This window comes from Streptomyces sp. PA03-1a (genome assembly GCF_033792805.1).
In the GTDB taxonomy this organism is placed as follows: Bacteria; Actinomycetota; Actinomycetes; order Streptomycetales; family Streptomycetaceae; genus Actinacidiphila.
Genome location: NZ_JARAVO010000041.1, coordinates 23,479 through 48,517 on the forward strand (window position 1 = coordinate 23,479; position 25,039 = coordinate 48,517).

The 25,039-nt window shown below is 68.6% G+C and carries 18 protein-coding genes, 4 pseudogenes and 1 CRISPR repeat array; of the genes and pseudogenes, 15 read left to right on the top strand and 7 right to left on the bottom strand.

The window, feature by feature from the left end; translation table 11 throughout:
- Window positions 1–260 precede the first annotated feature (260 nt).
- From PV341_RS12005 to PV341_RS12030, 6 genes and pseudogenes are all read left to right on the top strand, one after another.
- The gene (locus PV341_RS12005; protein ID WP_500357644.1) at window positions 261–1,157 is read left to right on the top strand and encodes an alpha/beta fold hydrolase; all 897 of its coding nucleotides are present in this window, start codon (window positions 261–263) and stop codon (window positions 1,155–1,157) included.
- A 318-nt stretch (window positions 1,158–1,475) separates the two neighbouring features.
- A pseudogene (locus PV341_RS12010) lies at window positions 1,476–2,239 on the top strand (transposase family protein).
- Window positions 2,240–2,484: 245 nt separating this feature from the next.
- Window positions 2,485–3,689: pseudogene (locus PV341_RS12015) on the top strand (IS110 family RNA-guided transposase).
- 40 nt (window positions 3,690–3,729) lie between these two features.
- Entirely contained in the window at window positions 3,730–3,948 is a 219-nt protein-coding gene (locus PV341_RS12020; RefSeq protein ID WP_500329663.1) for a deazapurine DNA modification protein DpdA family protein, read from the top strand.
- 373 nt (window positions 3,949–4,321) lie between these two features.
- Window positions 4,322–5,406, top strand: a protein-coding gene (locus tag PV341_RS12025; protein WP_500357646.1) for an IS630 family transposase whose coding sequence is annotated in 2 segments (ribosomal slippage) — window positions 4,322–4,769 and window positions 4,769–5,406 — 1,086 coding nt in all. Because the reading frame shifts where the segments join, the coding sequence is not laid out codon by codon here.
- An 84-nt stretch (window positions 5,407–5,490) separates the two neighbouring features.
- Entirely contained in the window at window positions 5,491–5,943 is a 453-nt protein-coding gene (locus PV341_RS12030; RefSeq protein ID WP_451636275.1) for a DUF5959 family protein, read from the top strand.
- 229 nt (window positions 5,944–6,172) lie between these two features.
- Here PV341_RS12030 and PV341_RS12035 read toward each other — a convergent pair.
- Window positions 6,173–6,735: pseudogene (locus PV341_RS12035) on the bottom strand (DDE-type integrase/transposase/recombinase); the annotation flags it as partial.
- 173 nt (window positions 6,736–6,908) lie between these two features.
- The gene (locus tag PV341_RS12040; RefSeq protein ID WP_500329665.1) at window positions 6,909–7,235 is read right to left on the bottom strand and encodes a winged helix-turn-helix transcriptional regulator; all 327 of its coding nucleotides are present in this window, start codon (window positions 7,233–7,235) and stop codon (window positions 6,909–6,911) included.
- A gap of 357 nt (window positions 7,236–7,592) precedes the next feature.
- Between PV341_RS12040 and PV341_RS12045 the strand changes: the two genes are divergently transcribed.
- From PV341_RS12045 to PV341_RS12060, 4 genes are all read left to right on the top strand, one after another.
- The gene (locus tag PV341_RS12045) at window positions 7,593–8,363 is read left to right on the top strand and encodes an SDR family NAD(P)-dependent oxidoreductase (RefSeq protein WP_500329667.1); all 771 of its coding nucleotides are present in this window, start codon (window positions 7,593–7,595) and stop codon (window positions 8,361–8,363) included.
- Between the two features lie 82 nt (window positions 8,364–8,445).
- The gene (locus PV341_RS12050) at window positions 8,446–9,006 is read left to right on the top strand and encodes an NAD(P)H-dependent oxidoreductase (RefSeq protein ID WP_500357648.1); all 561 of its coding nucleotides are present in this window, start codon (window positions 8,446–8,448) and stop codon (window positions 9,004–9,006) included.
- Between the two features lie 631 nt (window positions 9,007–9,637).
- On the top strand, window positions 9,638–10,630 hold the full coding sequence (locus PV341_RS12055; RefSeq protein ID WP_500329671.1) for an aldo/keto reductase: 993 nt from the start codon (window positions 9,638–9,640) through the stop codon (window positions 10,628–10,630).
- A gap of 1,026 nt (window positions 10,631–11,656) precedes the next feature.
- Entirely contained in the window at window positions 11,657–11,812 is a 156-nt protein-coding gene (locus tag PV341_RS12060; protein ID WP_500357650.1) for a hypothetical protein, read from the top strand.
- A 47-nt stretch (window positions 11,813–11,859) separates the two neighbouring features.
- Here the strand turns inward: PV341_RS12060 and PV341_RS12065 are convergent, their stop codons facing one another.
- A complete protein-coding gene (locus PV341_RS12065) occupies window positions 11,860–12,246 on the bottom strand; it encodes a winged helix-turn-helix transcriptional regulator (protein ID WP_500357651.1) in 387 nt (128 codons plus the stop codon).
- 287 nt (window positions 12,247–12,533) lie between these two features.
- Here PV341_RS12065 and PV341_RS12070 point away from each other — a divergent pair, with 287 nt between their 5' ends.
- From PV341_RS12070 to PV341_RS12080, 3 genes are all read left to right on the top strand, one after another.
- A complete protein-coding gene (locus PV341_RS12070; protein WP_500357653.1) occupies window positions 12,534–13,478 on the top strand; it encodes an aldo/keto reductase in 945 nt (314 codons plus the stop codon).
- A gap of 361 nt (window positions 13,479–13,839) precedes the next feature.
- Window positions 13,840–14,490, top strand: coding sequence for a DsbA family oxidoreductase (locus PV341_RS12075; RefSeq protein WP_500329678.1), 651 nt, complete (start codon window positions 13,840–13,842; stop codon window positions 14,488–14,490).
- Between the two features lie 808 nt (window positions 14,491–15,298).
- On the top strand, window positions 15,299–19,015 hold the full coding sequence (locus PV341_RS12080) for a S8 family serine peptidase (protein ID WP_500357655.1): 3,717 nt from the start codon (window positions 15,299–15,301) through the stop codon (window positions 19,013–19,015).
- Here the strand turns inward: PV341_RS12080 and PV341_RS12085 are convergent.
- A complete protein-coding gene (locus PV341_RS12085; protein WP_500357661.1) occupies window positions 18,978–19,400 on the bottom strand; it encodes a transposase domain-containing protein in 423 nt (140 codons plus the stop codon). The genes PV341_RS12080 and PV341_RS12085 overlap by 38 nt on opposite strands.
- A gap of 42 nt (window positions 19,401–19,442) precedes the next feature.
- Here PV341_RS12085 and PV341_RS12090 point away from each other — a divergent pair.
- Together PV341_RS12090 and PV341_RS12095 are read left to right on the top strand one after the other, a co-directional pair.
- Window positions 19,443–19,499, top strand: a pseudogene (locus PV341_RS12090) (hypothetical protein); the annotation flags it as partial.
- Between the two features lie 3 nt (window positions 19,500–19,502).
- Window positions 19,503–19,742, top strand: coding sequence for a MerR family DNA-binding protein (locus tag PV341_RS12095; RefSeq protein ID WP_500357663.1), 240 nt, complete (start codon window positions 19,503–19,505; stop codon window positions 19,740–19,742).
- A 100-nt stretch (window positions 19,743–19,842) separates the two neighbouring features.
- A CRISPR array of direct repeats spans window positions 19,843–22,805; the repeat unit is 29 nt; unit sequence GGGACCATCCCCGCGGGCGCGGGGAGCAG.
- 101 nt (window positions 22,806–22,906) lie between these two features.
- Here the strand turns inward: PV341_RS12095 and cas2e are convergent.
- From cas2e to cas6e, 3 genes are read right to left on the bottom strand one after another with little or no spacing between them, the layout of a single operon-like run.
- A complete protein-coding gene (cas2e, locus tag PV341_RS12100; protein WP_500357657.1) occupies window positions 22,907–23,257 on the bottom strand; it encodes a type I-E CRISPR-associated endoribonuclease Cas2e in 351 nt (116 codons plus the stop codon).
- Window positions 23,254–24,204 carry a type I-E CRISPR-associated endonuclease Cas1e gene (cas1e, locus tag PV341_RS12105; RefSeq protein ID WP_500357659.1) on the bottom strand — a complete coding sequence of 317 codons (951 nt, stop codon included), beginning with the start codon at window positions 24,202–24,204 and terminating at the stop codon, window positions 23,254–23,256. Before cas1e ends, cas2e begins: the two co-directional genes overlap by 4 nt.
- 3 nt (window positions 24,205–24,207) lie before the next feature.
- Window positions 24,208–24,918: a type I-E CRISPR-associated protein Cas6/Cse3/CasE gene (gene cas6e / locus PV341_RS12110; RefSeq protein ID WP_500357665.1), complete on the bottom strand. Its 711-nt coding sequence runs from the start codon at window positions 24,916–24,918 to the stop codon at window positions 24,208–24,210.
- Window positions 24,919–25,039 lie beyond the last annotated feature (121 nt).

Consider the following 25,039-nt stretch of genomic DNA (forward strand, 5'->3'; position numbering starts at 1 on the left):
GGCCCCGCCGACCCGGGAGCGGCGCGGCTGCGGAGGCGCCCGCGCTGCCACCATCTGATCGTCAGATGGACTCCATCTGGGGAAAGCACGACGCACGCGACACCAGCGGCGATGGAGGCGCGGTTGCATGGGGGTGAAGCTTTCACACCGACCGCGGACACCGGCTGGACGGCGGCGAAGAAACGCCGCTCCGGAAGATCCGCCACACGGTCTGCGCCTGCACAGCCCATGAGAAGAAGAAGAAGAAGGAGGTCACTGAGGTGAACCTCACTGACCACGCCGGAGCCCGGCTCACACACGGCAAGCCCAAGGTCAACAGTGTGGAGATCCACTACGCGATCGGCGGCACCGGCGAGCCGGTGTTCCTGGTGCACGGCGTGCCGAAGACCATGGCGTACTGGCGTCACGTTGTACCGCTGCTGACCCCGCACTACACCGTCATCGTGCTCGACAACCGGGGTGCCGGCGGCTCCCAGCGCCCCCTGTGCGGCTACGACACCTCCACGATGGCCGCCGACGTCGCCGCACTCGCCACCCACCTCGGCTTCGACCGGTTCCGCGTCGCCGGCGAAGACTGGGGCGCGGCCATCGCCTATGCCGTCGCCGCCTTCTACCGGCCCCGGGTACGGCAACTGGTCTTCCAGGAAACGCTCCTGCCGGGACTTCCGGTCGGCCCGGGAATGCCGGGCGGCGGCCCCGACCCCTCGCTCGCCCCTGACGACGGCCGCACCGGCTGGCACTTCAGCTTCTTCGGCTTGCCGCACATCCCCGAACTGCTGCTGGCCGGACGGGAACGGCCCTTCTGGACGTACTACGCCCGCCGCCAGATGTGGGACCCCAGCGCGCTGGCCGAGGAAGACGTCAACGAGATCGTGCACTCGGCCGAGCAGCCGGGCGGCACCAGGGCCATCCTGGAGATGTACCGCGCCCGGCAGACCGACGCCGAACAGAACCGCCCGCACTACGCCGACCCGCTCAGCTGCCCGGTCCTGGCCGTCGGAGCCGAGGAATACCTCGGGGACGCGGTAGCACAGCAGATGGCGCAAGTGGCCGACGACGTCCACGGCGTCGTCATCCCCGCGGCCGGTCACAACATCGCGCTGGAGAACCCGACCGCTCTGGCCCAGGCCTACCTCGACTTCTTCGCAGCCGGCTGAGGTCCGGCACCGTCCCGTGCCGCGACGTCCGGACGTGAGCAGGCCGAAGGTGGCGTAACGAAAGGGCCGGGCGCGGCGCCGGACGGACGTTCCCCGGCGTCACCGCGGCCTGCAGTGTCGCCGCACCCGGTGAGGCGGCCCGGCGTCACGGGGCTTCGTGACTGGAGACCGTGCTCCGCGGAACGTTAGAAATGAGACGTCCACTCAGTCAGCATTTCCAACCTGCTTCCCTTGTCTCGGAGTTGGCCTGACACAAGGGTGAAGCCCCTGGTAGATGGATTTTCGACCAAGAGCAACCTGTCCCGCCCGGAGCTTCACGTGCTTGTCTACCCATCGGGGATCGATCTGTCCACCTCGACCCTGCGGTACCTCTCCCGCCTGCTGGCCACCCGACGCCGTGAGTGTGGCACGCGGTGGCGCAGGCTCCCCGCGGACCGGCAGGCCCTGCTGGTCCTGGCCCATCTGCGGTGCGGGCACACTTACGCTCAGCTCGCGGCCGGGTTCGGTGTCGGGATCGCCACCGTCTACCGCTACGTCACCGAGGCGGTGGAGGTCCTGGCCGCCGTCGCCCCCGACCTTGCCACGGCCGCCCGGACCGCCGCACGCAAGGCGTTCGTCATCCTCGACGGCACCCTGCTGCCCATCGACCGCATCGCCGCCGACCGCCCGTACTACTCCGGGAAGCACAAGAAGCACGGCATGGACGTCCAGGTCATCACCGACCCGTTCGGGCGCCTGCTGTGGGCCTCACCCGCCTTACCCGGCGCGGTCCACGACATCAAAGCCGCCCGCACCCACGGCGTCATCGACGCCCTGGCCGAGGCCGACGTCCGGTGCTGGGCGGACAAGGGGTACCAGGGCGCCGGGGCACCGTGCGTGTCCCCTACCACGGCCGTTGGGAGAAGCTCTCCGCAGGCCAAAAATACGTCAACGTCACCCACGCCAAGATCCGCGCGGTCGGCGAGCAGGCGATGGCCACCCTGAAGTCCTGGCGGCTGCTGCGCAAGCTCCGCTGCAGCACCACCCGCGTCACTGACCTGATCAAGGCCGTACTCGCCCTTCACCTGGCAACGCCGAGCTGAGGTTGGAAAAGCCTCCCTACCTTGTTCGTGGGCTTCATCCTGGTCATTCGTAGGATCGGGAGGCCCAGGGGTTTCGGGTGTGGCTCAAAAGGCTCATGCCACTGGTGTGGCTTCCACTGATTGGCCGCCCGAGGCCCCGCGACGACACGGCCACTGATTGGGATGCGCGAACAGTCGCTTCGTAGGGACACGTCGGCGTGGTCGTCCGCAGGGACCAGTACACGTTTCGACGAGGGGAGAGGCCGGTGCCCGAGCTGTGGGCGGGAACGGACGCGGGAAAGGCCGAGCACCACTGCCCGGTGATCGATGGGGACGGGGTGAAGGTCCTGTCGCGTCGGGTGTCGAACGACGAGCACGAGCTGCTGGAACTGATGAGTGACGTGCTGGACCTGGCCGACGGTGATGCGGTGACCTGGGCAGTCGACCTGAACGCCGGCGGGGCCGCGCTGTTGATCGCTTTGCTGACCGGACACGGGCAGCGACTCATCTATATCCCGGGCAGGACGGTCCACCACGCCTCCGGCTCCTACCGCGGGGACGGCAAGACCGACGCGAAGGACGCCTACGTCATCGCAGACCAGGCCCGGATGCGCCGCGACCTGCAGCCTTTGCAGGAGTGGGACGACATCGCGATAGACCTGCGGATCCTCACCGCCCGCCGCTACGACCTGACCGCCGACCGCACCAGGGCGATCAACCGGCTCCGCGCGCAGATCCTGGAGTACTTCCCGGCCCTGGAACGTGCCTTCGACTACAGCACCTCCAAAGCCGCACTCGTCCTGCTGAGTGGCTATCAGACGCCCGCAGCACTCCGCCGCATCGGCCGGTCACGGCTGGCCACTTGGCTGTCGAACCGCAAGCTTCGCAACGCCGAAGCGGTGGCGGCCGCCGCGGTCGAGGCGGCCCAGGCTCAGCACACCGCGGTTCCCGGCGAGAGGACGGCAGCCGCCATGGTGCACACCCTCGCACGGGCGGTGATGGCCCTGGACGAGGAGATCGCCCGCACCGACGCGGCGATCGAGGCCCGGTTCCGTCAGCACCAGCACGCCGCGGTGATCACCAGCATGCCCGGCATCGGCACCCTGCTCGGCGCCGAATTCATCGCCTGCACCGGCGGCGACATGGACGCCTTCGGCAGCTCCGGCCGGCTTGCCGGTGTCGCGGGCCTCGCACCCGTGCCCAAAGACTCGGGCAGGATCAGCGGCAACATGCGCCGGCCACACCGCTACCACCGCCGCCTGCTACGCGTGTTCTACCTCTCCGCCCAGGTCGCGCCCGCTGCTGCCCCACCTCACAGGCCTTCTACCAGCGCAAACGAAGCGAGGGGAAAACCCACAAACAGGCGATTCTCGCGCTCGCCCGGCGCCGCCTTGATGTCCTCTGGGCCCTCATCCGAGACCAACGGACCTTCACCACCGAGCCACCCCAACATGGCCGCACAGCGGCGTGACCTGATCGCCCAGCGTCACCGAAGTCCTTGACAAACACCATTGGGAATCAGTGCCTACGGCCACCTGCTGGTCTCCGCCGACTCTCTCGCCTGGAGCACTGGCGCCCGCTACGGCGAGCGCATGTCCGGCTGCACTCACCGAGCTGCAAAATGCCAGAACTGCAAGCGGTACGCGCTTCGGTGGCGCAGCCGCATCGTCAACACCTCGCCCGGCTGGCGCCAACTCGCCCTTTCCGAGGCCGACGACAGCCAGCCCTGATCCCGGCAGCGTTGTACGCGTTGCCCTTGCACGAGGCTTCATGACTATCTCGGGTGAGGGCCTCGAAGTCCGGAGGGGAAACGGACTTCGAGGCCCTCGGTCATGTGTGCTTGGCCATGCTGCGAAATCGAGGAGCAGGAATGATTATGAGAGCAGCATCGAATGCGGCTAGACAAATAGCCACTGGATTGGCCCGGGAGGGTGGCAAGGGCCATATCCCAAGGGACTGCCGATCTCGTGGTGTAGCCACAGCATGAGGCCAGGAGAAGGTCCCCGGCAGAGAGTGGGCTCTGCAGGTGGCTACTGAACTTGATTGGGTGATGTCGGAGCCGTTCGCCTGACGGTGGGAGGGCCGTTCCGCTAGCCCTGGACTGTGAGATACGCGCAGGGCGGCGGGCTGACCGACGCCGGGAGGGCCGCCCGGGAGCGGATTCGGCTGCAGGCCGTGGAACGCTTCGAGGGCGGGCAGAAGAATCGGGAGATCGCTGCCGCGCTGCGGGTCAGCGAGCGGTCCGTGGAGCGGTGGCGTCGCCAGTGGCGCGAGCGTGGGAAGGCTGGCGTCCTGTCGAAGGGATCCCCGGGCCGACCGAGGCTCAGTGATACGCAGATCGCCCGGTTGGAAAGGGAGTTGGAGCGCGGACCGCTGATCCACGGCTGGGTGGACCAGCGGTGGACCCTGGCTCGGATAAAGACACTGATCGGTCGCCTGTTCCACGTCTCGTACACGGTCGAGGGCACATGGCTGCTGCTCAAGCGGCATGGCTGGTCGTGGCAGCAGCCTGCCCGGAGGGCCATCGAGCGTGACGACACCTCGGTCGAAGTCTGGAAGAAGGAGACATGGCCGCGGGTAAGAGCATCGCGGCGGAGCGGGGGGCCTGGATCGTCTTTGAGGACGAGGCCGGGCAGTCGATGACTCCGCCGCGTGCCAGGACCTGGGGCCGCCGGGGCTGCACGCCGGTGGTGCGGGTGCGCGGCTGCGGGTCCGGGCGAGTGTCGATGGTGGGCATGACCTGCTACAAGCCTGGTGAGCGGTCCCGGCTGTTCTATGCGGTCCGGGAGTACACCGGGCGCAAGGACCAGCCGAAGGGCTTCGGCTGGCGCGATTTCCGTGATCTGATCGTCCGGGCCCGCATCCAGTTGGGTGGCCCAATCGTGCTGATCTGGGACAACGTCCGACTGCATCTGACGAAGCCGCTGCGCGAGTTCATCGACGCGAACGCCGAGTGGCTTACCGTCGTTCAGTTGCCCACCTACGCGCCCGACCTCAACCCAACCGAGGGCGTGTGGTCCCTGGTCAAGCGCGACATCGGCAACCTTGCCGCCGCCAGCCTTGGTCAAGTCACCCGCGCGGTCAAGGATCGGCTCAAGAAGCTCCAGTACCGGCCAGACGTGATCGACGGCTGTCTTACCGGCACCGGCTTGGCCCCTGGGCACGTGCCTCTCCAGGGCTGGGCCTGACTGTTTCGCTCGTCCGGCGATAGGAGACGATGCAGCCCACGCCAGCGCACGAAAGCGAGTAACTCAATGACGGAACCTGCTCCGATGGATCTGATCCACCTCGCCGATCCGGATGGGAACCGCTGTATCGTGCGCGTCACAGGACGGTCCCAGCCGGGCGTGCTGACCGGCCACGACATTCTGCACGCGGACGTGCTCGTCTCCGCGAGTTTCGTCGATGCCCGGCTGGACCTTTACCTCTTCCAGCATGACCTGGACTCCTGGGAGCAGGAGCTCTCCAACCTGGGACCAGGCCAGACGGTCAGCATCGGCGGAGACCGCGGCCTGAGCCTCGACATCCACGTGCACGAAGACGGCTGGCTGTCGATCCAGGTCAGCGACCCGGACCGCCTTACGACAGCCCTGGGAACCCGACCCCAGGAAGACTGGATCGCCGAGCATCGCGGGCGCCTGGAACAGGTCCGACTGACCTGGCCCCGCGAAGTCATCGAGACGGCACCAGGAGCTTACGAGTGGAGCCCCAATCGCAAGCGGTGACCACCTGATCCCAGCAACCGACATCACGCTTTCAAGTTCATTAGTCGTGCTCGGAGTCCTCGCTGCTCTGGGCCCTTCAGGGTGCGACGTGTCCGGTGATCGAACCATCGCGTGGTGCTACCCCGCCCCGACAGGACAGGCAGCACCACGCGGGCTGCACCGAACAAACAAAACACTGGCAGCGAGAACGCGGTCCCGCCACGAGACCCAGCCTTCGCTCGGCCGTCCGGGCCCACTCCTCGAGCAGGGTGCGGTGGAAGCGTTCGACCTTGCCGGCCGCGCCGAGGTCGGCGAGCGCCTGCTGCCAAGCGAAGCTCTTGCGGTAGGGCCAGTCGTTGTTGGTCAGGACCCGCTCGACGTCGCCAATACCCGACGCTGCGAAGAACGCCGTGGCCTGGCGTAGGAAGCCAGCGCAGGTGTCGGCCTTCTCGTCGGTGTGGATCTCGCGGTAGGCGAGGCGGCTGTGGTCGTCGACGGCGGAGTGGACGTAGTCGAAGCCCATGTTGCTGCGTCGGGCCCGGCCAGCCTGGCGGCCGAGGACCTTGTGGCCGCCGCTGTCGGGGATCCGGCCGAGTTTCTTCACGTCGATGTGGATCAGTTTGCCGGGCCGGTCGCGTTCGTAGCGGCGGATGACCTGGCCGATGGGCCGGTCCAGGTGGGCCAGCCGGTTCAGACCGTGGCGTGGGAGATGCCCATTTCGGCGGCCACATGCGCAACAGGGCGACCCGAGCAGACACGCTCGACCAGCGACCGCCTGACATGAACGGTCAACCGGGCATCACGGAGGGGCACGAAGACCTCCGGGTGGTGCAGTCCTAAACAGCTCCACCACACCGGAGGTCTTCGCCATGATCAATCCCGGGCCAGTGTGAACAACGCTCATGATCAATACAGCTAGCCCATGCCGCCACCAGCTGACCAGCCCGAAGTCCGCAAAATGATCACACGGACATCAAGCCTCCGCCTCACGCCAGGCACTCACTCCGTGTGGCGGCGTTCGTGTCGTACGCGTCCTGGTGGCGTCGGATCTCGGCGTGCTGTTCGACGCACCAGGCGGCCAGGTGCTCGACGGCGGAGACCAGGGAGGCGCCGAGGCTGGTGAGGGAGTACACGACGCGGGGCGGCACCTCCGCGTGGGCAGTGCGGTCAACCAGCCCGCTGCGCTGCAGGCGCTTGAGGGTGAGGGTGAGCATGCGCCGGGAGATGGCGGGGATCTCGGTGTCGAGGTCCGAGTAGCGGGCGTCGCCATCGGCCAGGGCGCGGATGACCAGCATGCTCCACTTGTCGCCCACCAAGTCGAGGATCTCGCGAATAAAGTCCGCGTCCCGCGCCCAGCGCTCACACGGACCCGAGAGGCGCACTACGTTCGCCCGCGACGCGCCAGTGCAGGCCGCCTGGCCCTCATGGTTGCTCACTGATGACGCCCTTCCGATGTTCCTCAGGAACATAGACGTACCTTTTGTAACCCTCGTCGCGCTCCTGCACAGTGGCCCTACGCACCAGGCGTCAACGCGGTCAAAGCGGTCATTTCCTGCACATACCGGTAACTGTCGCGCATAAAGGTGTATTCCCGCCTCATCGCCTCCGGCGCTGTTCCGACCTGCCGCGTCGGCGCCGCACCCTCGCAAGCCGAAAGGATGTGCCCAGCAATGGAAGGGCTCAAGGGCAAGGTCTTCATCGTCACAGGGGGTGGATCGGGCATTGGCGCGGCCACCGTGCTGCGACTGCTGGCCGAAGGCGCCCGAGTGACCGCGGCCGGTACCAGCGTCGAGAAGCTCGCGTGGATCCGCGAGCAGGCATCGGAAACGGCCGATGGGCTGCTTACGGTCCAGTTCGATCTTCGGGACGAGGATTCCATCGTCGGTTTGGTCGCCCAGACCACTGACCGGTTCGGGCGGCTCGACGGCGTCGCCAACGTCGCCGCCGCTGTCAACGCGGACCTCATGGCCCGCGATCAGGGCGTGGACTCCATGGACCCCGACGTGTGGGCCGAGATGATGCGGATCAACGTCACCGGCGCCGGGCTCGTGATCCGCGAAAGCCTGCCCGAGCTGGTCGCCGCGGGTGGCGGCTCGATCGTCAACGTCTCCTCCCTGGCTGCGTGGCAGCGGGAATCGGCGCTCGCCGCGTACGCCTCATCCAAGATCGCCCTGCACGCGCTCACCCGCCACACTGCCCAGGCGTGGGGCCAAGTGAACATCCGGTGCAACGCCGTCGCCCCCGGGGTCGTCCTCACGGAGAACGTCCGTGCCGGCACGCCCCCCGAGGTTCGCGCGGCTCTGCTGGAGAAGACCGCGCTCCCGCGCCTTGGCAAGCCCGAGGACCTCGCTTCCATGCTCGCTTTCCTGCTGTCTGCGGAGTCCGGTTGGATCACTGGCCAGATCTTGTCGGTGGACGGCGGTTTGACCATGCGCGAGTAGCGCTGCTCGCTACCGCGGACCGAGATCCACTCCTCTCGCGGTGCTTATTTGTTCCGTCGGCACGTTTATGTATGGAGTACCCATGTCTGTCCACATCCTCGCCCTCGTCGGCAGCCTACGGTCCGGCTCACACAACCTTCAGCTCGCCGAGGCGGCCGTCAAGCACGCACCCGAGGGCGTCGAGGTCACCCTCTACGAGGGCCTGGCCGAGGTGCCCTTCTACAACGAGGACATCGACACCGACGAGCAGCGTCCTGCCGCCGCCACCCGCCTGCGTGAGAGCGCCGCGCGCGCCGACGCGTTCCTGCTCGTCACCCCTGAGTACAACGGCACCATGCCCGCCGTGCTGAAGAACGCCATCGACTGGCTGTCCCGCCCGTTCGGCTCCAGCGCCCTGGCGGGTTCGCCGACTGCTGTCGTCGGTACCGCCTTCGGTCAATACGGCGGGGTGTGGGCCCAGGACGACGCCCGCAAGTCCGCGGGTATCGCCGGCGCCACGATCCTGGAGGACGCCAAGCTGGCGATACCCAGCTCGGTGACCCGCTTCGCCGAGACCCACCCGGCCGATGACACCGAAGCCGTCGCGCAGCTCAGGCAGGTACTCAGCGCCCTTGCCGACACCGTCGAGGTCCGTGCGTCCTGAGCCCCCTATCCCCGGCACGCTCCGAGCGGAAGCGTTCCGGTGCCGGGTGGAGGGCAGGGGATGGCCCTCCACCCGGCGTTATCCGTACACAAGACGCACGGGCGGCCGGGAACCTGGGCGACGCCCTGTTCCCCGCACCGGCACCGGAAATGACCGGGCTTACCGCACTCGGCAGTCGGCGCGGGGCCATCTGAGGCCGGCCACCCTGCTCGTGCGGATGGTGGATGTGGCAGATCACGAAGGCGGTGGATTGCCTTGTGGATGCCGCCGCGTTACGCAGCGATTCGGTAGGGGGCACAGTCTTCGCCATCCACGAAGGTGCCTAATTCCGGTGCCCCTCAGGAACATAAAAGTACCTTTTGTAACCATCGTCGCGCTCCTGCACAGTGGACTTACGCACCGGGCGTCAACACACCGGTCGAAGCGATCACTCTCTGCGCACAGGGCGGAAACCACCGGGCACTACAGGCGGCGCATTCCCGTCTCGTCGCCTCCGGCACTGTTCACACCTCCGCGCAAGCGCCGCACCCTCACTTGCCGGGATATGCCCAGCAATGGAAGGGCTCAAGGAAACGGCGAGCCTCGCCGCCATCGAATACGAGATCGGTCTCTATCAGGAAAGGCTATCCGCATGAAGAAGATCACACTGGGAGGCGAGGGGCTCGAGGTCTCGCGTCTGGGCCTCGGCTGCATGGGTATGTCCGGGGGCTACACCGGCGCCGGCACCGACGACCCCGGGTCGATCGTCACGATCCACCGCGCCATGGAGCTGGGCGTCACCTATTTCGACACCGCCGAGATTTACGGTCCGTACACGAACGAGGAACTGCTCGCCAAGGCGTTCGCCGGCCGCCGTGACGAGGTGGTCATCGCCACCAAGTTCGGTCAGATCAACCACCTCGTGCCCGAGGAGAACGGTGAGCCGGTCCTCGGGCTGAACGGTACCCCCGAGAATGTGCGGCGGGCGGTCGAGGGCTCGCTGCGACGCCTGAACACCGACTACATCGACCTCTACTACCAGCACCGGATAGACCCTGAGACGCCGATCGAGGACACGGTCGGGGCGCTTTCCGAGCTGATCGAGGAAGGCAAGATCCGCCATTACGGGCTGTCGGAGGCCGCGCCCGCCACCATCCGGCGTGCGCACGCCGTGCACCCGGTGACCGCCATCCAGACCGAGTACTCGCTGTGGACGCGCGACCCCGACGCCGAAGTGCTCCCCACCGTGCGCGAGCTCGGCATCGGCTTCGTGCCCTACTCGCCGCTCGGCCGCGGCTTCCTCACCGGTACGATCCGCTCGCTCGACCAGTTCGACGCCGACGACTGGCGCCGGTCCAACCCGCGCTTCGAGGGGGACAACCTGGAGGCGAACATCCGGATCGTGGAACAGGTGGACGGCATCGCCAAGCAGCTCGGCGCGACGCCCGCTCAGGTTGCGCTCGCGTGGCTGCTCGCGCAAGGCGACGACATCGCGCCCATCCCTGGCACGCGCCGGGTCGCCAACCTGGAGCAGAACGTGGTGGCGGACGAGCTGGTGCTCTCGGCCGAGCAGCTGGATCGGCTGTCCGAGGTGGCGGCACCGGTCGGCGACCGGTACGCCGACATGAGCCGCATCAACCAGTAGTCCACGCCCGTTCGGAGGGGTCCCGGCTCGCGTGAGCCGGGACCCCTCACAGGGCTGGTCTGGAACGCCATCGTTATGCGCGCTTTGGTGAGGGATGTCGCGTGTGCGGGTCCGGAGAAGGATCGGCGTACAGCAATCCAACTCCAAAGGCCATCCCCGCCCCGTACACCCTTCTGCGGCCTTGAGGCGATCGGTACGACCACCGTCGACCGATTCGGCTTTAGCTGCGAAGCAGAAGGTTCGCCAGCAATTTCGACAAGTCCAGGCCGCAATTCTGATATCCGTTAACGGTTCAGGCTGCAATTCCCTCCATCAAAAGAGCAGGCGCGCCACGGTCATAGGGTGTCGACGCTCACGAACAGCTATGCCGGATTCCCGCAAAAGTCGGGCAGCGTAGTAGCCTAATGACGGGTCGGGCAGAGAACAGTAATATCGTGCGGTGCGTGCCCCGAATCGACCAAGGGCTTACCTCGCGCGGCGCGCGGGCGCGGGGCTCGTTCCGTTAAGCGGTGCTGGTGCCGCGCTGGTTCTGTGACGCGGCTGCGTTCACTGCCTGGCCCGGGAGGTCGGGATCATCCAGGCCGCCGGCTACCGCTATCTGCACGACGGCATCGAAGACCCCGCCGACCAAGCCCCGGTCTCCCATGAGGTGTTGGACCGCTGCCGCGCCAGAGCATGACGCATGTGGTGCTGGACGGCACCCTCATAGATCCGGCTGGGCCTCCGGGGTCCGTGAGAACGGCAACGACCTGTGCTTCCGCCAGAAGCACAAGAGCTTCGGCGGCAACATCCATTCCTGTCCGCTCCGGACGGCACCCCGCTATGAGTCTCCGATGTCGAGCCGGGCCCCACCCCGGACATCACCGTCGCCTGCCTGCACGCGCTGCCCGCGTTGCACAAGGCCGCCGCTGACGGCGTGCCCACCCTGGCGGACAAGGGCTACATCGGAGCCAGGATCGGCATCCGCGTTCCGGTCCGCCGCCCCAAGGCCAGTCCGAGAAGGCCCTTCCCGTCGATACCCGCATGATGAACGAGCTGATCAGGCACATCCGAGCGCTCGGCGAGCGCACCGCCGCCGAACTCAAGGAACGCTGGCGTGCGTTCGAGCACATCAGCCTCGGCCCCAGCCGCATTGGCGACATGGCCCGCGCCGCTCTCGTGCTCAACAACCACTGGAAGTGATCTTCGAAACTTCACGGTGGCACGGGATCCACTCCGCCTCACGCCGGTCACGCACTCCGTGTGGCGGCGTTCGTGTCGTACGCGTCCTGGTGGCGTCGGATCTCGGTGTGCTGTTCGGCGCACCAGGCGGCCAGGTGCTCGATGGCGGAGAGCAGGGAGGTGCCGAGGCTGGTGAGGGAGTAGACGACGCGGGGCGGCACCTCCGCGTAGGCGGTGCGCTCGACCAGCCCGCTGCGCTGAAGGTGCTTGAGGGTGAGGGTGAGCATGCGCCGGGAGATGGCGGGGATCTCGGTGTCGAGGTCCGAGTAGCGAGCGTCGCCGTCGGCCAGGGCGCCGATGACCAGCATGCTCCACTTGTCGCCCACCAGGTCGAGGATCTCGCGAATGAAGTCCGCGTCCTGCGCCCAGCGCTCGCACGGGCCCGAGAGGCGCACTACGTTCGCCCTCGTCGCGCCAGTGGAGGCCGCCTGGCCCTCATGGTTGCTCACTGATGACGCCCTTCCGATGTTCCTCAGGAACATAGACATGCCTTTTGTAACCCTCGTCGCGCTCCTGCACAGTGGGCCTACGCGCCAGGTGCCAACGCGGTCGACGCGGTCGTTTTGTGCACAGGCTGCAAGCTACCGGGCACCCATGCGTATTCCCGCCGCACCGCCTCCGCCACTGGTCCCACCTGCCGCGCCAGCACCGCACCCTCACGAGCCGAAAGGATATGCCCGTCGTGACTGCACTCCACAAACTTGGCACGTCCGACCTCGCCGTCTTCCCCCTCGCCCTCGGTGGCAACGTCTTCGGCTGGACGGCCGAAGAGAAGCATTCTTTCGCCGTGCTCGACGCCTACACCGCGGCCGGCGGCAACTTCCTCGACACTGCCGACGTCTATTCGGCCTGGATCGAAGGTCTCAAGGGCGGTGAGTCCGAGACCGTCATCGGCAAGTGGCTGGCCGCACGCGGCAACCGCGACAAGGTCATAGTGGCCACCAAGGTCGGTTTGCACCCGGACTACAAGGGCCTGTCCGCGTCCAACATCAAGGCCGCGGCCGAGCAGTCGCTGCGCCGCCTCGGCATTGACCACATCGACCTCTACTACTCCCACTACGACGACCCGTCCGTGCCCGTGGAGGAGATCGTCACAGCTCTGGACGACCTGGTGAAGGCCGGCAAGGTGCGCGCCGTGGGCGCCTCGAACCTCTCCGCGAAACGGCTCCAGGCATCCCTCGACTTCGCCGAGCGCGAGAACCTCGCCCGGTACGTGGTGATCCAGCCGGAATACAACCTGGTCTCCCGCGACACCTACGAGGGCGCGCTCCAGGACACCGCCGAGGCCGCCGGCCTCTCCGCCCTGCCCTACTTCTCGCTCGCCACCGGCTTCCTGACTGGCAAGTACCGTCCTGGCATCACCGTCGACAGCGCACGCGCCGATCGCGCGGCCGGGTACGCGTCGACAGAGCGGGGCGTCGCGGTGCTCGATGCGCTGGACACTGTCGCCGCGGCACACGGCGCCGAGCTCGCCACCGTCGCTCTCGCATGGCTCCTCACCCGCCCCACCGTCGTCGCCCCGATCGCCAGCGCCCGCAACCTGGAACAGCTCCCGGGACTGCTCGCCGTCCAGGACCTCACCCTCACCGACGAGGACATACGCCTCCTCACGAAGGCCTCGACCTGAAACACCAGCCTCCGCGAGGTTGACGGCTCTGCCGACGGTGGACCTTTCGCTACGGCGTCCCTGGGCCCGAGCCGCTCAGCGCACGGACCCGACACCTCCGGAATGCCCCCCGCCCGGCCCCTGCGGTGCCCTTTGCGGCAGGACCGCGAGCGCGCACGGCGCTACCCGAAGTCGAACGCTGCGCGAACCCCAGATGCGGCAACCGTCGATCCCAACCTCGCCCTGCACCTCATCGGCCATCGACTTCGACGAATCCCGGACGGCCTCCAGCGGCTGGAGCACCGAACCGCCGGCTCCCGCCTCATCGCAATCCCCACAAACCTGAACCCACGACCGCAGCAGCACCGCTGAAGGAGATCTGGTGGCAGCACAGACCGACAAATTGCACATCGACGTCTGGGCAGACGTGGCCTGCCCGTACTGCTACGTCGGAAAGCACCGCCTCGAGACCGCGATCTCGCGGTCGGGACGCCAGGACGAGATCGAGCTGGAGTTGCACACCTTCGAACTTGACGCCTCAGCTCCGAAAGAGCCGGCCGGGATTGCGAGCTACACCGCCCAGAAGATGGGAGTGAGCCTGGAGCGGGCGCTCGAGATGGATCGCCGCGTGAAGGTCATGGCTGATCAAGATGGGCTGCCGTACGAGATGGAGCGCATCCATGCCAGCAGTTTCGACGCGCTGCGGCTGCTCCAGCTGGCCAAGCAGCACGGGGTCGCCAATGAGCTCATGAGCCGGTTGCAGCGCGCCCTGTTCAGCGGCCGCCAGGACACCTACGACCACGCCGCCATGACTGCCTCAGCGGTCGTGGTGGGTCTCCCTGAGGATGAGGTTCGCACCGTGCTGGCCGGGAACCAGTTCGCCGCCCAAGTCCGCCGCGACCAGCAGGCGGCGCTCCGTCTGGGGGCTGCAGGCGTCCCGTTCGTGGTGCTCGCCGGTCGTTATGGCGTCCCCGGTGCCGGGACCGTTCGGTCATACGCGGATGCCATCCGCACGGCGTGGGAGAAACGATGAGTGACAAGTACGATCCGCTCGAGCCCCTCGAGTTGCTGTCCGACGCTGTCGCGGGGTACTGCGACCTCGAAACCGGCGAATGCGTCACCTCGCCGCTTCCAGCGGACGACAAGTCGGTGACACCCGACCCGTCGACTGTCGCTGAACGCGAAGCCCTTCACCTGGACCGTCACCGCCGACGAGATCCTCGCCAAGGTCCGACTCGTCCAGACCAGCGCGAAGAAACGCGTCAATAACACCTCGAAGTAACACAATCAGGATCACGAGACGCTAGCGCCCGAGCGCCATGGGTGCACGCCGGCGGGTGTCCACCCGCCACAGCACGATGGCGGAGCACGATCAAAATCAGCCGTGCACCGAGGCGTCGCCCAGTTCCACCAACCGGGCCACCGCATTTCGTATCCGGCTGAGTGTGGTGCCCAGGTGTTCGGCGATCTCCCGCGCTGTCCGGCTTGGCCAGTTAAGCGAGATAGACCCGCTCGTCGAACTCGCCGATCCCGAGGGCGCCGAGCACCGGGCGTCCTCCTGGTCCCAACCGCTCGGCGGGCCGTCGGGCCGGTAATGGCGCGATTCGCCAGCTGGCGATTTCAGCCACGAGTCTGATCAATACACCTCCCGGCTACAAGCCTTAAGTCTGATCGTCCACGCCAACCGGCTTCGCGATCCCAGAACCCCCGCGATCGGTCCACAGCGTCGGCCATCCGATCCCCCGCCGATCCGTCACTTCAGTCATGAATCGCTCGCGGGCCGACTCGGCCCTACGGAACATTGAGGGAATGCCTTGAGATCATCACAGAGACGCTGGAGCGTGTTCGCCGTCGCCGGCGCCGCCCTCCTGTCCCTCGCGCAACCCGTCGCCATGTCCGCCGCGCATGCCGCGGCGTCCGCGACCACCGACTCCGCCGCTCCCGCCGCGCAGCGCAACGTGCCTCCGGGCGTCCACTCGGTCACCCTGATCACGGGTGACGTGGTTGTCACGCGGCAGTCCGGCGCTGGCGGGGGTACCGTGCAGGTGCGCAGTGCCGCCGGGACACAAGCCCAGGCGCGCATCACGGAGTCGAACGGCGACCTGTACGTGTATCCCGAGTCCGTTCTCCCCTACGTGGCGGCGGGCACGCTGGACAAGCGCCTTTTCAACATCAGCAAGCTGGTCGCGGACGGCTACGACGACGCACATCGCGACCAGTTGCCGCTCATCGTCTCGTACGGCAGCAAAACCGCCTCGGGGCTGCGTTCCGCAACCCCGACGGGCGCCACCCGCGTCAGGGCCCTCGGCAGCGTCCAGGGTGCCGCGCTGGCTGAGGACCGGGACCAGTCGGCCGACTTCTGGCGGGCCATCACCTCCACGCCGGCGTCGGGCTCGAGGATCGCGGCAGCCACGTCCGCGTCCGGCACGCCGGCCTTCGGCGCGGGTATCGTCCGGATCTGGCTCGACGGAGTCGTCAAGGCGGATCTCGCCGAGTCCACGTCCCAGATCGGCGCGCCGCAGGCGTGGGAGGCCGGTGACACCGGGCAGGGCGTGGACGTCGCCGTCCTGGACACCGGCGTCGACGCCGAACACCCCGACCTGGCCGGCCGGATAGCGGCCTCGCAGAGCTTCGTCCCGGACGAGGACGCGACGGACCGGCATGGGCACGGCACCCATGTCGCGTCCATCATCGCCGGCACGGGGGCCGCGTCGGACGGCAAGGAGAAGGGCGTCGCGCCCGGCGCGGACCTGCACATCGGCAAGGTGCTCTCCGACGAGGGTGCCGGCGAGGAATCCTGGGTGCTGGCCGGCATGGAGTGGGCCGCGGTGGACCAGCACGCGGACATCATCAACATGAGCCTGGGCGACCCGGCTCCGTCCGACGGCACCGACCCCCTCAGCTCGGCGGTGAACCGCCTGAGCGCCGAGACCGGGGCCCTGTTCGTGGTCGCCGCGGGCAACACCGCTACGGACCACAGCATCGGCAGTCCGGCCGCGGCTGACGCCGCCCTGACCGTGGGGGCCGTCGACTCCTCGGACGACCTCGCCTACTTCTCCAGCCGGGGCCCGCGCGTCGACGGCGGGCTCAAGCCGGAGATCAGCGCGCCCGGCGTCGACGTGCTGGCGGCCCGCTCCCAATACTCGCCGTTTGGCGAGGGCAGCTACCTGACGTTCAGCGGGACCTCTCAGGCCACCCCGCATGTCGCGGGCGCCGCTGCCCTGCTCGCGGCCACGCACCCCGGGCTGACCAGCTCCCAGTTGAAGGACCTGCTGGTGAGCAGTTCGAAGCAGCTGCCCGCGTGGAGCGCCTTCCAAGCGGGCAGCGGCCGGGTGGACGTCCCGTCGGCGCTGAGTGCCGGCGTCTTCGCCTCCGCGACCGCGTTCGCCCCCCTGGTGCCGGCGGACGGGTCCGGCGCGGTGAAACGCCCGATCGCGTACACCAACATGGGTGACGTACCGGTCACCCTCGACCTGTCCGTTCAGGCCCCCAACGCCCCAGCGGGAATGTTCCAGTTGTCCGCCCCCCAGGTCGTCGTGCCGGCGCGCGGCACCGCTTCGGCCACGCTGACGATCGACGCGTCCAAGGCCACCGGCAGGGCTCCCTGGTCGGGGCAGATCGTCGCGACCGACGCGGCGGGGAATGTGGCCACCCACACGGCCGTGTCGCTGGGCGACATCTCCCACAAGCTGACCGTGGTCCTCAAGGACGCTCACGGAAAGCCGATGTCAGGGGTCGTCGACCTGCTGCGGTCCGGCGACGACGCGCCCCAGCAGTGGATAGTCGACGAGACCGGCACGGCGGAGGGCTACGTTGCGGGCGACGTCTACTCGGTGCTGGAGTGGAAGGCCGTGCAGGGTGTCCACGGCTCGCACTCGATGGGGATGGCGCTGCTCGGTGACCCCGATGTCGTGATGGACCACAACACCACGGTCACCCTGGACGCCTCGAAGATCGAGCGGATCGACATGACCACGCCGCAGCGGACCGAGGCGACCTACCAGCGCCTGGAGTACACCCGCTCGATGGGCGGCCAGCTTTACCGCGACTACATGGAGACCCAGACCAACTACGACAGCCTGTGGGCCCAGCCCACCACGCACAAGGTGACCCACGGCGACTTCGACCTCGGCGCCCGCTGGCGCAAGGAGCAGCCGGCACTGGCTGTCGCCACCAAGACCACCGAGTTCACCGACGCCCTTCGGCAACAGGACGTCACCCCGCTGCCCCAGGGTCACTACAGGCTCCCGCTCGTGGCAGCCGGCGACGGCACGAGGGCGGACTACGCCGGTGTGGACGCGAGGGGCAAGGCGGTGGTCGTCCGCCGCAACGACACGATCAGCGACGCCGACCAGGCAATCGCGGCGATCGAGGCGGGCGCCAAGCTCCTGCTGGTCGTGAACAACACGCCCGGGCGAGGGTTCCGGAGCTACAGCAACGACGAATGGACTCACACCCCCGCCCGAATCGACGTCACGCTGTTGAGCACGGACGAGGGCGAGAAGCTCTTCGGCCAGGCCTCCGATCACGGGGCGACGCTCTCGGTGGACTCGCAGCCGGTCAGCCCTTACGTGTACGACCTGATGTGGACGTGGCACAACGAGATCCCGGACAACCTGGTCGTCCAGGGCGGCCCGAAGAACCTCGCGCGGGTGAACGTCACCTTCGACAGCCCCGACCCGTCCCTGGGCGGCGGCGAGTTCCGCTACGACTGGCCGGTCTACAACCCGAGGTGGGGGATCGGTATGCCCATGTCGGAGCCGGTGAACTCACAGCGGGTTGACTGGGTCTCCACTCAGCCCGCGTACTCCTGGGGCCAGGAGGCGTACGTCGACGACCTGCTCTACGAGATCGAGCCGCGCACCACGTACCGGGCGGGCAGCACGCAGATGCAGGAGTGGTTCAAGCCCATCGAGCGCCCGTACCTGAACAACAACTACATGCTGCCCACACGCAACGGGAGCCACCTGGTCCTCGACGTCCCCGCCTGGGGCGGCTCGGACCACGTCGGCATGTCCCTGGACTACCGGGACGCGCATCACACCCTCACGCTCTACCAGGGTGACACCCAACTGGCCCAGAACTCGCGAAACACCATGGTGCAGGCCGACGCACCCGACGTCGGAAAGCTGCCGTACCGTCTCGTACTGGATGCCGACCGGGACAGCACCGTGAGCCCGTACTCCTCCACGACGCACACCGAGTGGGACTTCACCTCCCAGGCCCCGTCGGGCGACGAGCAGGCGGTCCTGCCGCTCCTGCAGATCTACTACGGCGTCGACACGGACGAGGCAGGCAAGGCCGCGAGGAACGCGAGACTGACGGCGTCCGTCGCCCACCTCGCCCACGCCGCGGGCGCTGGCACCCTGTCGGCGGTCACCTTGGAGGTGTCCTACGACGACGGCCGGACCTGGCGGAAGGTCACCAGCGGAGAAGACGGCCGGTTCGGGCTGTCCGCCCCGAAGCAGGCCCGGTTCGTCTCGATGCGGGCGCAGGCCCACGACAGTGCCGGCAACGCGGTCACTCAGACCGTGATCCGGGCCTTCGGTCTCCGCTGACCAAGAGTCGGCCACTTACACGCGGGACCTGAACCACTTGTGCGGCGGACCGCCCCTCCAGGGGTGGCCCGCTGCACAAGTTTGCCCGCGCGCGAGGATCCGGATCGTGCGGACCCGCAGGTTTCCCACCCGCGGGTCGGCGTAGGCGGTGTCGTCCAGCAGCCCGGCGACATGGTCGTCGGGCCCGACGAGCGCGTCGGCGAGATGCCACGTCCGGCGCTCCGGCTGGTCGAGGAAGTGCCGTCCAACGCGACCACCAGCAGGCCGCGCATCGTGTCCCGGCTGCCCGCACATCGGCCCCGGGGCCTTTCATGTCGAACAGCCACCGCAGGGGCGCGGCGCCGATCCGGCGGCGGGCCTGGGCCAGTGCGCTCGCCGAGGGCACGGCGACCCGCAGACCGGCCAGCGCGCCAGTGAGCTCTGCGACATCCGGCGCACGGCAGGCGGGCAGCGCGTCTTCACCGAGGACGACCTCGATTGGCTGGGCGTGCTGCGCTGCCTGCGCGAGACGGGCATGCCGATCGCGGACATGCGCCGCTACGCCGAACTCGCCCGGCACGGCGAGGCCACGAACGCCGAGCGCTTGCGGGTGCTGCGCGAGCATGCGGTGCAACTCCGTGAGCACATAGCGATGTTGCTCGACCAGCAGCACCTGCACGCGAAGATCCAGTGGTACGAGTCGCAGGCGGGCGGCGAGCTGGACGACGCTTCCGCTGGGACGCCATGAGCGGCGACCCGCTGGGCACCGCTGACGGGGCTTCGAGGTTGTGTCATGGCCGCGGGCGCGGGGAGCAGACGCACCACCACGACGACGGGGTGACGTTCGCGGGACCATCCCCGCGGGCGCGGAGAGCAGTTCGGGCTTGATCACTGGCTTCCCCCGGTCATGGGACCATCCCCGCGGGCGCGGGGAGCAGTTACCAGACCGCCCTGGCGCTGTTGTCTCCCCGGGACCATCCCCGCGGGCGCGGGGAGCAGCTGCAGCTCGTCGTCGCTCGTCGCGCCGGTGAGGGGACCATCCCCGCGGGCGCGGGGAGCAGATGGCGATGACCGTCGGCGAGCTCCTCGCCACGGGACCATCCCCGCGGGCGCGGGGAGCAGCTACTACGTCGTGAGCAGGGTCTCCGCTGGCACGGGACCATCCCCGCGGGCGCGGGGAGCAGTCCGACAGCCTCGCCGCAGACACCCTGGGCCCGGGACCATCCCCGCGGGCACGGGGAGCAGTTGGTGGTGGACTTGACCGACTTCACGGCCTTGGGACCATCCCCGCGGGCGCGGGGAGCAGGTCATGAAGCGTCGGGACGAGACTGTCTCGGAGGGACCATCCCCGCGGGCGCGGGGAGCAGCTGCTCGCGGGCGTCGGTGGCGATGCGGCGGCAGGACCATCCCCGCGGGCGCGGGGAGCAGCACACCGTGCTCTACGGTGAGCGGCCGGCCCAGGGACCATCCCCGCGGGCGCGGGGAGCAGGCGTCGTACAGCACCCGCGCCGCCCGCGCGTTGGGACCATCCCCGCGGGCGCGGGGAGCAGTTGCCGGTGGTCTTGGTGACGGTGGCGGTGGCGGGACCATCCCCGCGGGCGCGGGGAGCAGTAGTCGGCGGCCGAACAGCCGCGCACGGCGTGGGGACCATCCCCGCAGGCGCGGGGAGCAGTGGTGAGGATCTGGCAACGCGGACGCTCGGAGGGGGACCATCCCCGCGGGCGCGGGGAGCAGATCAAGGGCTCTGCCGACATGTTCACCGGGCTGGGACCATCCCCGCGGGCGCGGGGAGCAGGTGACGGCGATGGTGACCTGCGCGGAGTGGTCGGGACCATCCCCGCGGGCGCGGGGAGCAGAGCAAGACCACGATCGAGCGGTTCGTCAACATGGGACCATCCCCGCGGGCGCGGGGAGCAGATGCGCGGCTTCGAAGCGGGCCTGCTCGACGGGGGACCATCCCCGCGGGCGCGGGGAGCAGCCCCCGGCCTTCGGGCCGGGGGCCTTTTCTGCGGGACCATCCCCGCGGGCGCGGGGAGCAGGACGACGACGCCCGGGTCACCTTCGCCGTCGCGGGACCATCCCCGCGGGCGCGGGGAGCAGCACCCGACAGCGCCCGCCCGGCCACCCCCGGGGGGACCATCCCCGCGGGCGCGGGGAGCAGAATCCCCCCGAAAGCGGGGCGGTTCCGTTCGCGGGACCATCCCCGCGGGCGCGGGGAGCAGCATCTCGGGGAGTTCCAGGGCGTCACTCATGCGGGACCATCCCCGCGGGCGCGGGGAGCAGGAGATCGAGGATCCATGAGCACTCAGATCACCGGGACCATCCTCGCGGGCGCGGGGAGCAGAGGTCGCCGAGTCCCCGGAGCGGTACACCCTCGGGACCATCCCCGCGGGCGCGGGGAGCAGCTGGCGACGGACGTGACGAAGAAGGACTCGACGGGACCATCCCCGCGGGCGCGGGGAGCAGTGGCGGGCCTTGCCGGTCGCGTAGATCGTCCGGGGACCATCCCCGCGGGCGCGGGGAGCAGATCAGGAACTGCCAGCCCAACCGGCGATACCGGGGACCATCCCCGCGGGCGCGGGGAGCAGCGTTATCTGGGTTACCGGGCACGCTGCGGGAGGGACCATCCCCGCGGGCGCGGGGAGCAGGGTCTGCTGGCCGAACGGTTCGGGCACGACTGGGGACCATCCCCGCGGGCGCGGGGAGCAGCTGGTTGCCGGTCTGGCGACCCTTGCCGGCGAGGGACCATCCCCGCGGGCGCGGGGAGCAGTGCCTGTGGCTTCCGGCGAGAGCGGGCCCGGAGGGACCATCCCCGCGGGCGCGGGGAGCAGAGCTTGGCCTTGACGCGGTGGTGGGGGCGCTGGGGACCATCCCCGCGGGCGCGGGGAGCAGGTCGAGGGGCTGGAACGGCGGGGCCACCTCGTGGGACCATCCCCGCGGGCGCGGGGAGCAGGAGGTGTTCAAGGCCGCGGACAAGACGCGTCCGGGACCATCCCCGCGGGCGCGGGGAGCAGGGGACCTGCGGCGAGACGGGCAGCTTGTCGTCGGGACCATCCCCGCGGGCGCGGGGAGCAGCTGGTCGCGGTCATCGTGAAGACCGTTGCCGCGGGACCATCCCCGCGGGCGCGGGGAGCAGGGATCCGTCGTACCGGAACGGCATCGGGGTGAGGGACCATCCCCGCGGGCGCGGGGAGCAGGCAGGGCGTACTGCTCAAGGCCCAGCAGCGCGGGGACCATCCCCGCGGGCGCGGGGAGCAGGTTGCCGATCTGGCTCATGCGGGTTCTCCGGTGGGACCATCCCCGCGGGCGCGGGGAGCAGGAAACGGACACGCGCCATGAGCTCACTCCTTGGGGACCATCCCCGCGGGCGCGGGGAGCAGTCGAGAGCCATGCCCAGCAGGTTCAGCCCGTTGGGACCATCCCCGCGGGCGCGGGGAGCAGTTGCTGTAGGCGTCGGTCGGCGCGGTGAAGGTGGGACCATCCCCGCGGGCGCGGGGAGCAGCAGCCGCCCGCTTCTTGCGGCTGGAGGAGGTAGGGACCATCCCCGCGGGCGCGGGGAGCAGCTCGGTCGGGGTGACGGTGTAGAGCTCGCCGTGGTAGGGACCATCCCCGCGGGCGCGGGGAGCAGTGCCCGAAGTGGTTCGGCGCCATGTTCGGGTAGGGACCATCCCCGCGGGCGCGGGGAGCAGCTCGGTCCGGTAGTTGCCGCGGATGCCGGGGAGGGACCATCCCCGCGGGCGCGGGGAGCAGCGGACGTGGCCCTCGAACGGGGTGAAGCGGAAGGGACCATCCCCGCGGGCGCGGGGAGCAGACTGCGGGACCTGCGCCTTTACCGACGGCGGGCAGCCGTTTTGAGCACTTCTTCAGATTCCGACATCACGCCCACACCCCTCAACACGCGACATTCTGGAATCAGCGACGACCGAAGCGGTGCCGCTTGGCTGCCTTGCTCCACCCGGACCTCGGCGCCGTGGCCTTGGAGGCGTCTGGGGCCTTGGGGCGTCGGATGAGGGTGAGGCCTTCGTGGTCCATCGGGTACCAAGCGTGATCGTGGGCGTCGAAGGTAAAACCCTGCTCGGTGTTGGTGGTGTAGGCGAGGAGGGCTCGGCCCTGGCCCGCGTACTGCCGTACCTCGTCCCAGAGAGCCTCGCGAATCCGGGCGGATGGGTTGCCGATGAAGACGCCGGGCGAGATCTCCAGTAGCCATCTGGTGAGAAAGCCACGCAAGCCGGCCGGACAGTTGGTGAGCACGATGATGGTCACCAACTGGCCTCGAGTGCGTAGTTGACGCCCGCGGCAACGTGTTGATCGCGGTCTGTGTGAAGTCTTACCACGTCAGGATCGTCGCTTACTTGGGAAGCTCGCTCGTCTGGGGCGAGCAGGTTGTGGATGTCGGTGACAACGCGGTCGAGTAGTCGCAGGTGGTGAATCTGGTCTCTGAGTGCGCGGCGGGTCCGTGGCCCGATGTCCTCCGGCGATTCCGCCGCGACGTCGAAGGCGACGGGGATCCCGACTTCGGTCTTGTAGAGGTCGGCGATGTCCAGGACGAATGACAGCTCGTGGCCGGAGTGGACGAATCCGAGGGCAGGCGAGCAGCCCAGGGCAGATACAACCGCGTGCGCGACGCCGTACATGGCCTGTGCGGCCGCAGTGATCGCCTGATTGACAGCGTCCCCGGAGGAGAAGTCACCGGGGGTGTAGCGGCGGCCTTTCCATGGGACACCCGTGCGTTGCGCCTGGACGCGGTAGCAGTCCTTCATGCGGCGGCCTTCTCGGCCCAGGAGTTCTTGCCGGGTGAGGCCTGATGGATCTTCGTCTGGGAAGCGGCGGCGGTACATGGCCCGGGCTACTTCCAGCCGGGTGCGCCGGTTGGCCCACTGGGTGGCTTGGGTCTCAGCGAGTGCGGCGGAGCGGGATAGCGCCCGGCCTCCTGCGTAGTAGCGCACTCCGTGCTCGCCGACCCAGGCGACGCATGCCCCGGTCTCGCCTAGGACGCTCATGGCCTGGTGTGTGATGCGGGTTCCGGGCCCAAGCAGCAGGGTGCCGATGGTGGCGGAGGGGATGTGGGTGGTGCCGTCTGCGTCTTCGACGGTGATGGCGTTGGCGTCGCGGTGGATGGTGCAGCGTTCCAGGTAAATAAAGGAACTGCGGTCGGAGACCCGGGTGAGTTCGCGTGGGCTGCTTGCCGGTCTGCTGCCGATGGTACTCATGCGTCATCCCAGAGGGGAGAGGGTCATCAGGCCGCAGCCGTAAGCCTTGGCCTTGCCCAGGCCGGCGGTCAGGACTCCGCGCAATGCGTCGGGTTTGGTGACCTCCAGGCGGCCGTCGTAGGTAACGGTGGTGAGGGTGACGCGGCCGTTGGCGCCCCGTTTGCCGAAGTCGAGGCTGCGCTGGTCGCGGACGATCGCCTGGTGTTCATCGCCGTGCTCGGTGAGCTGCTTGTCCTGCGGTTTGGCAAGGATGCGGAACCCGCCGGTGTCCTGCCGTTGCAAGAGCCAGTGCAGTTGGTGCTTAGGGGTGAGGTGGGCGGTGCGCTTGGTGGTGGGCTGGTCGTCCTTGGTGCGGGCGTAGTGGACGGGGTTGGCGGTCAGGCGGAAGTTCCAGACGGTGCCCTTGTCCAGGCGCTGCAGGAAGGGGGCGTAGGCGTAGGTCTGCCAGCCGGGGGTGCCGGAGGCGGCTGCGGCGGGCCAGCCGGCTTGCTCGACGAGGTGGGTGAGGTCGGGCCGGTGGGGGCTGACCACGTAGAGGAGGACTTCGGCGGTGGCGTTTCGGTCGAGGCGCCACAGGACCCGGGGGGTCTGTTCGGCGGTGGGCATCAGGTCGGGGAAGGAGGACATGACGGCGGCGTGCATGGCCTGGGGGGTGGACAGGAGTCGTCGGGCGCCTGGGCGTGCGGTGTTGACGCGGAAGCGGGTGAGGTACATCAGGCGCCTTCCAGGTGTCCTGTCCTTAAAAAAATTCTCGGAGCCCAGGGGACCTTCCACCACCCCGTATGCGTCTTTCGCTTGAAAAAAAAAAAAAACCATAAACAAAAAGCATAACCAG